Origin of the sequence: Psychrobacter piscatorii, assembly GCF_001444505.1 — a bacterium.
Taxonomy (GTDB): Bacteria; Pseudomonadota; Gammaproteobacteria; order Pseudomonadales; family Moraxellaceae; genus Psychrobacter; species Psychrobacter piscatorii_B.
In genome coordinates this window covers 1-7,643 of record NZ_LNDJ01000125.1, presented here as the reverse complement: position 1 = coordinate 7,643, position 7,643 = coordinate 1, and the positions used below count along the sequence as shown (strand labels likewise).

Below are 7,643 nucleotides of genomic sequence, written 5' to 3'. Positions count from 1 at the left end.
CGAATGTTCAACACGCCCTAGTTAACGAGGTATTAAAAGTAGTGATGAAGCGTAGAGAAAAGTGAACGGCAGCGCTATACCCTAAAGTGAGTCAACTCATAGCCTAATTGCTGATAGGCTTTATATTTGTGGCGACCTTCTTGGGTACTGGTAGCATCAGGTCGGATTAGCTCAAGGACGCGAGAGGGCTTGGCATTATTGGTCGTAGCCATAAAGCCAGTCACCGGACGTGTCGTTGTATTGAGCACGATACCATTAAAGTCTGCTGGCATATAACTGCCGAGCAATACGGGCGCTAACGATTTGTCGGCGTCAGAGTCAGCGGCTTTAGAATGAATATCCGACAGGCATTGATGCGGTATAAAGCTGGTGGCATCTTGTGCCCAAAGTGCTCTATCTAGCTCTGCTAGCAACGTTTCATCTTCGATCAAAATCAACAAAGACTGCGTGCTTTTGTTCAGCGCTGTCTGAGTCAACTGACAAATAAAGCCCAAGAAATCTTGGGCTTTACTCTCACTTAATACATAAAAACTGATCTTCATAGAATGGTTTTCATAAAGTGTTTGATAAAATAGCATTTATCAATAGACGGTCGTTAATGCACTGCCATTGATCGATTAAGCCATATCCGCGCTGTTTTTCAGGTACTGCATAAATAGCGGTACTGGACGACCAGTCGCGGCTTTATCTTTGCCTGAGTTCCATGCGGTACCAGCAATGTCTAAATGCGCCCATGCCTGACCTTCTTCAATGAAGCGAGACAAGAAGCAAGCGGCAGTCACTGCGCCCGCACCTTTACCACCGATGTTTTGGATATCAGCAATTGGCGAGTCAATCAGTGCTTGATACTCGTCGTCTAGTGGCATGTGCCAGATAAGATCACCTGATAAGTTGCTCGCATTCTCGAGATCAAACAATACATCTTCATCGTTACTAAAGACTGCCGAACGCACATGGCCTAATGCAACCACGCAAGCACCCGTCAATGTGGCGACATCGATGATGGCTTTTGGATTATAGCGCTGTACATAGCATAAAGTATCAGCCAATACCAAGCGACCTTCGGCATCGGTGTTCAGAATTTCAACAGATTTACCATTCATGGCTTTGACAATATCGCCTGGGCGCGTGGCATCACCTGATGGCATGTTCTCAGCACAGGCGAGCGCACCGACCACGTTGATTGGTAGACGTGCTTCACATAAAGCTTTGATGGTACCAAGTACTGAGGCTGAACCACCCATGTCAAACTTCATCTCATCCATTGCCGCGCCTGGCTTGATTGAGATACCGCCTGAATCAAAGGTCACGCCTTTACCGACCAAGACGATAGGCGCATCATCATTTGTAGCTTGTGCATTATTGTCGCTAGCTTTGTCGGCTTTCTTAGCGGATTTTTTGGTTGGTAGTTTATCAGTGAGCGCTTTTTTTAGACCAGTCACTTTTGCGTTGCCAATCGTTTGCTCGGTGGTGCCAGCGTTTGCACTAAATGAGGATTTACCGCGGTACTCCATGATGACAAGCTGACCTTCTTTGGTAGAGCCTTGAGCCACTGATAAGAAACAGTTCATACCCAGCGCTGACATCTCGTCTTCACCGAGTACCTTGACAGTCAATAGGTCAGGATAGGTTTTTGCAAGTTCTTGTGCTTGCTCTGCCATATATGCAGGGAAGCAAATATTACCTGGCTCATTGGCGACGTCACGAGTGAGGCTTTGACCGGCGAATACTGCCTCAGCAAATGCGAGTGCAGGCTGTAGTGAGTTATCAGCTAACAGATAAATATCAGTCAATACAGGCGTTGCTTGCTCAGATTTATATTTGTCAAAGCGATAGCTGGCTGCCAATAGGTTTAGGGCAAATTGACCAAAATGGCTTTCTTCTAGCGCATCACCTAAGGCAACGGTAATAGACGATACACGCTTTTGCGTGCTGCTATAGATGGTCTTGGCAATTTTTTGCAGTACGGTATTGCTGAATTTGTCCGTGTTACCGACACCAACCAACAACAGCTGTACAGGGTTTTGTTTGGTGGTTTTTTTATCCCCTGCCAATGCATAATCAGCAACGGTCTCACAGGCTGTGCCCTTAAAATGAGAGACTTCAATCAATTGCTCAATACGAGCGGTATAGTCTGTCAGCATGGAGTTGGCAAGGATGTTTTTCTTATCATCGACCAAGACCACCAGACAAGCGTCGTCTTTACTTATGGCTTCTTTTTTGAGGATTTTTTGCGTATGCGTCTTTGGCAGGTGCTGAGATAATTTGATATACATATAGTTATCCTTATTAGAGTTATGAAAATGATGCAATTGCTGGTGCCTGTTAGATTATTGGATTATTTGGCTTGTAGAGCAATCACGATAGTGTAGCATATTGCGATGATGGTGCGCAGTTTGCAAGGGTTAGGTAATAAGTCCGAACAAAATTGTATGTCAATTAACACTACAATACGACGATATATGTGGCTATGCCTAGTTCATAATGAGCCTTAGCTCATGACGCGCGTTGAATGATGAGATACGGCACTTATTACAGTGGCTATTAATATATTAAATTAACTGTTAACTAACTCATCAGTCGTTACTAACGCACTAAATCTGTCTTGTAGCGCTGCCATCGCGGTATCATGCATGACCTCAGCACTGATGGTTTTTCTAGTAGCACTTGGGAGATCGCGAGTGGCACAGGCGTCGTGACAGACAAAACTGTCGAAGCCCAAATCGAATGCGGCGCGGGCGGTTGAACTGACACACATATGACTCATGAAACCCGCAAAAATAATTTGCTGCTTTTGTGCAGACGAGAGTAGTGATTGTAGCTGCGTATCATAAAACGCATTGGGATGGTTTTTGACAATCACGGTTTCGCCATCATGCGGCTGTAGTTGCTCGACTATCTCGACGTTAGATGATAAAGGATCAAAGACATTACCATTTTCTGCACCATGATGGGTGATGTGAAAGATAGGGACATCTTGCTGACGGGCTTTATCCAGCAATAGTCGTGCGTTGTCGATGGCTTTAGCGCCCGCTTGTCCCAGTGGCATCGCGCCATCGACGTATTCGTTTTGATAGTCGATAAGTACGATAGCGCAATTTGACCAATCAAGTGTATCGAACTGACCACCAGCAAGTTCAAGTAGGGTTGCGGGCGTAGATGTGGTATTAGTCATTGGTATTCTCCATTACAGTAGATGACATAAAATTATTTTTATCCGTCAGTCAGTCTAGCAATTAATAATAGAGATAGAGGTTCTATGATACGAATGACAAACAAACCTTTCCAAACTAAATAAATAAAAAACGTATTGGAGAAAACACTGTTAAACCAATTCCATATAAGATTCCACTAACGATTTATCCGATATTTGATATGTTTATCGTCTACCAATAGTAATGTGCTATCAGTAAGGTGTACGTAATGTTTGCAAACACATTTCACAGCCATTTTTAGGCAAAACATGCTACGATTAGCGGTTATATTTGTCGCTTGTGTTTGTTGAGTAGGACTAATCAGTCACTCAGTAATTGTCAGTATTATTTGAACGTATATGATGCCTATGATGCATTGTTATTGTGCTCAAATATGACGATAGATCCCCCAATTCATCATGCGCATACCAACTGTTTAAGAGTACCCATTGTGATATTACGCCGCTATATGACTCGACAAGTTGCCTCGACCACTGCTTTGGTGCTGGGGTTTTTGGTAGTAATGATGCTTGGCGGTCGTTTGATACGTTATTTTGGCATTGCTGCTGAAGGACGTTTGGATATTAGCCTGCTGTTTACGATCATCGGGTACAACCTGCCGTATTTTCTAGAATTGATATTACCGCTGGCCTTTTTTATCGCGTTGATGCTGGTGTTTGGTCGTTTATATGTCGATCAAGAAATGGCTGTCATCAATGCCAGCGGCGTGTCTCGCGGTAGGCTGGCTCGCCTGATGACACCATTGATATTAGCGTTGTTTGTTGGTGAGGCGGCGCTATCTATCGTAGGCAAACCATGGGGCGTACGCTCATCTGAGGCGGTATGGCAGCAGCAAGCATTGACCAGTGCGTTTGATCTGATTCGCCCAAATGAGTTTATAAGCAGCGGTAACTACCATCTATACGTGGGTAGTCTCAGCGATGATAAGAAAAAACTACAAGATGTGATATTGATCCAATCTGAGCCTATATCTAAAGGCACCGAGAAAAGCATCGATGCTAAAAACACTTCTGCTAATATGACTAATACGATTGATCAAGAAACCGCTGATCAAATGGGCATCTCTGATATGCCAAAAGATATTATAAATAGAGATGCAAAAAACATCAGTAAAGATACCATCACGCTCGCCAAGCGTGCTGAACAGGTCAATACTGGCAATAGTGGTGTGACCCAGTTGGATCTATTTCAAGGTCGTCGCTATGAGGTGGGTGCAGGCAGCTTGAAATACAATCAAGTCGCCTTTGACCGTTATCGCATCACGCTTACTGAATCCTCGCAAGACGTCATTACTGAAGACAATATTGAAACCCAAGCAATTGGACCTCTATGGCAAGCGGCAACGGGTGATGCACAAACCAGTACAAATAACGCGCTGCGTGCTGCTCAAGGTGAGCTTGGCTACCGTCTGGCACTGCCGTGGCTGATGATTATCGCACCGATGCTGGCTGTACCGCTTGCGCAAGTGCGTCCACGTCAAGGGCGTTGGCTGCGTCTATTTCCTTCTATCTTATTATTTGTCAGCTGTGCGCTAGGCATCATCTCGCTTAAGAACGCAGTGAGCAAAGGCAGTATTAGCGTATGGGCATATGCATGGCTGGTATTAGGCTTTATGGCACTAGCGCTTTATTTGAATTGGGGCAGCCGTGTGCAACATCGATTGCGCTTTCGTAAACAAGAAAATAGATTAGCCGTCGCCGCGCCTATCAGCAGTCTGGACAATCAACACAATAGCTCACAAGGAGGGCAGTCTTAATGCGCTCTTTATTTGTTAAGTCTGCAGGGGCTGGTCAGCTGGCCAAAAAACCAGGTAGTCTCAAAGTGCTGGGACGCTATGTCAAACTCAACGCCTTACTTGCTATTATCGCGGCCGTCGTTGGTTTATGGGCGTTACAGCTGGTCTTTTCTTACTTATCAGAGCTCGATTCGTTAGATGACAGTTATACGATGGGGCAGGCACTTAAATATATCTTTTATCGATCACCCTATTTCTTAGAGCAATTCATCCCAACGGGTGCGCTACTCGGTGCCGTTATAGGATTGGGCTTACTTGCTAATAAAAGTGAGCTGGTCGTCATGCGTGCGGCTGGGGTCAGCATCTATCGTATCGTCGGCTGGGTGTTACAACCTGCCTTCATTTTTGTGCTACTGGCATTGGCGATTAATCAGTTCGTGCTACCGCATTCCAATCAATTGGCAAAGCAAATAAACGATGAGGACAACACATCGCTAGTCACTTCAGTGCGCGGCTATTGGACGGTGCAGCCACGCTTTGAAAATGCACAAGATGGCAGCGCCACACCTGATGGCAGTGATATTTTATATATCGATTATGCCGATGTTCAGGGTAATATCGGCGAGGTCAAACGCTGGCATTTGGACAACAACGGTAATCTGCAAACCGCTGTACATGCTAATGGCGGAAAATATACGGGGCGTGAGCCTATCGATGTGACCAGTGACAAGCCAAGCGAGCAGTATCGCTACGAATGGCAGCTGAACGATATGGTCGAGCTTAGCATTAATCAGGGCTTTGAGAGTAGCCAAGCCGTTTCACCATCAGATACGCTCAGCTTACCATTCGCTCCAGAGTCGGTGTATCTACTGACGCGCAAGGCAGAGGACTTGTCATTGACGCAACTATACGAGCATCGTCAGTTTATGCGAGGGCAGGGCAAGCGCTCCTTGGATCATGAAGTGGCGTTTTGGCAAAAGCTATTATCACCTTTATCAATATTGTCACTGGTCATTGTTGCTTGCTCATTCGTCTTTGGCTCGCTACGGACGCACAGTTTGGGCTTGCGCATTGTGGTGGCTTTGCTGTTTGGCTTGCTCTTTAGCTATATTCAGGATTTGGTTGGGTTTATATCGCTCGCCACAGGATTCTCGCCCATGCTGATGGTGTTATTACCGATTATCGGTAGTGCGCTATTGGGTGGTTATTTGATAAAACGCCAGATGTAGAAAGACAGTTGGTCATACAAGACAAAAAGCACGCTAGATCTATTTTAGCGTGCTTTTTTATGACGATCTTTTATGGTTGGATGCTGAAGACTAATCTTTGGTCGCCATGGTAATCGTATAGGTTTTACCTTGTTTGATCTTTTCGCTATTACCGAACACTTCGGTAAATGAGCGCTTCATAAACTGACGCAAACCATTGATCGTCACCACATAAAAACGCCCACCTTGACGCATGCGGGCATAAGCATCGAGGAAATACAGATAATGCTGCTCTTTACCGACTTTGGCAGGCAAGTTCGACATCACAAGGCTAAAGTCTTTGTCCGCTGCCACATGATTAAAGCCATTGGATAAATGCACATCGACGTTTTTTAGACCATTTTTTTCGCAGTTACGGCGCGCATATTCTACCGCCATAAAATCTTTATCAATTAGTGTGTGCTGACCATTCGGACATTCGCGCGCCGCCGTCATGCCGAGCACACCATAGCCACAGCCCAAGTCGATCGAATCATCATCGTCTTGGAAATCCACATAATCAAGCAGCATCAGGCTGCCATCATCGAGCTTTTGCGGTGAAAAAATACCCCACGTGGTTGCAAAATCAAACGGCTTACCCAGCACGTCTTGCTGAAAATGAATGTCTTCGCGCCAGTGTTCGGCGTTTTTGAGGAGGTCGGCAGGTGGCTTATGATTTAGTGGGTGGCTCATAGGATTCTCAAATAACAGATAGGTAGAAGGGGGTGCGTTGTCCAATTAGACAGTGCGCATCGTATGATAGGTATTGTAACGAGAAAAGGGTAGGTTTGCAGCATCGTATTAATTTGACAGATAAAAAATCTAGGCTACATGCTAATTTTGTAGTGTAAGATTGGTTTATAAAAATATAGCCTATGAGATCATCATGAATACAACGGAAAAAGGCGATAAGTTTGAGGATAAAGTATTATCACTTCTTATGAAGGACATCAAAAGCTTTAGCTTATCTATGGGTCATGAGAGCCATGTAAAGGTTTTTTAAAAAGAAAAAATATTATTCAAGGTTTCGTAAAGGGTATATAGAGTTTGATATTGCCATCGAAGTATATAGAGATAAAAACATTCCAAATTATTCATCATTAATACTTGTTGAGTGTAAAGATTATAAAAAAGCAGTTGGCGTTGATCAAATAAATAAGTTTTTACAAGATGTTAGAGACCTGAGTGAGGGCAGTTTCACTCATGGTTTGAAGCCAATCATGGCGATTAGCTCTAGACTAGCGAAATCAGCTTATAATATAGCTTTAGAGAGAAATGTTGGTTTAATTAAAATAAGTGACACAGATGGTTTGAAATGGGTTCTGAATAGAAGCTTTGGGAAATATGGCATTAATCAAGCACTAAGTTCGGAAAGTATATTCGTAGACGGAGAAAACCCAAAGTACTACAGCTCTCACTGTGAACCGCCCCGGGATTGTCGGAGAC

At 44.4% G+C, this 7,643-nt stretch carries 7 protein-coding genes; 3 read left to right on the top strand and 4 right to left on the bottom strand.

Features of this window, described 5'->3' with window-relative positions:
• Nucleotides 1–74: 74 nt before the first annotated feature.
• From AS194_RS12705 to AS194_RS12695, 3 genes are all read right to left on the bottom strand, one after another.
• Nucleotides 75–542 carry a DNA polymerase III subunit chi gene (locus AS194_RS12705; protein ID WP_058025860.1) on the bottom strand — a complete coding sequence of 156 codons (468 nt, stop codon included), beginning with the start codon at nucleotides 540–542 and terminating at the stop codon, nucleotides 75–77.
• A 75-nt stretch (nucleotides 543–617) separates the two neighbouring features.
• The gene (locus tag AS194_RS12700; protein ID WP_058025859.1) at nucleotides 618–2,276 is read right to left on the bottom strand and encodes a leucyl aminopeptidase; all 1,659 of its coding nucleotides are present in this window, start codon (nucleotides 2,274–2,276) and stop codon (nucleotides 618–620) included.
• A gap of 281 nt (nucleotides 2,277–2,557) precedes the next feature.
• Complete coding sequence (locus AS194_RS12695; RefSeq protein ID WP_058025857.1) at nucleotides 2,558–3,175, bottom strand: cysteine hydrolase family protein; 618 nt, start codon at nucleotides 3,173–3,175, stop codon at nucleotides 2,558–2,560.
• A gap of 413 nt (nucleotides 3,176–3,588) precedes the next feature.
• Here AS194_RS12695 and AS194_RS12690 point away from each other — a divergent pair, with 413 nt between their 5' ends.
• Together AS194_RS12690 and lptG are read left to right on the top strand one after the other, a co-directional pair.
• Nucleotides 3,589–4,971, top strand: a complete 1,383-nt coding sequence (locus AS194_RS12690) for an LPS export ABC transporter permease LptF (RefSeq protein WP_319822867.1) — start codon at nucleotides 3,589–3,591, stop codon at nucleotides 4,969–4,971.
• Nucleotides 4,971–6,179, top strand: coding sequence for an LPS export ABC transporter permease LptG (gene lptG, locus AS194_RS12685; RefSeq protein WP_058025856.1), 1,209 nt, complete (start codon nucleotides 4,971–4,973; stop codon nucleotides 6,177–6,179). The genes AS194_RS12690 and lptG overlap by 1 nt, the downstream gene beginning before the upstream one ends.
• Nucleotides 6,180–6,269: 90 nt before the next feature.
• Here lptG and AS194_RS12680 read toward each other — a convergent pair whose 3' ends face one another.
• Complete coding sequence (locus AS194_RS12680; RefSeq protein ID WP_058025854.1) at nucleotides 6,270–6,890, bottom strand: class I SAM-dependent methyltransferase; 621 nt, start codon at nucleotides 6,888–6,890, stop codon at nucleotides 6,270–6,272.
• Nucleotides 6,891–7,237: 347 nt separating this feature from the next.
• Between AS194_RS12680 and AS194_RS14190 the strand changes: the two genes are divergently transcribed.
• Nucleotides 7,238–7,643 (top strand): restriction endonuclease (locus AS194_RS14190; RefSeq protein ID WP_152978644.1); only part of this gene is annotated, 406 nt, incomplete at its 3' end.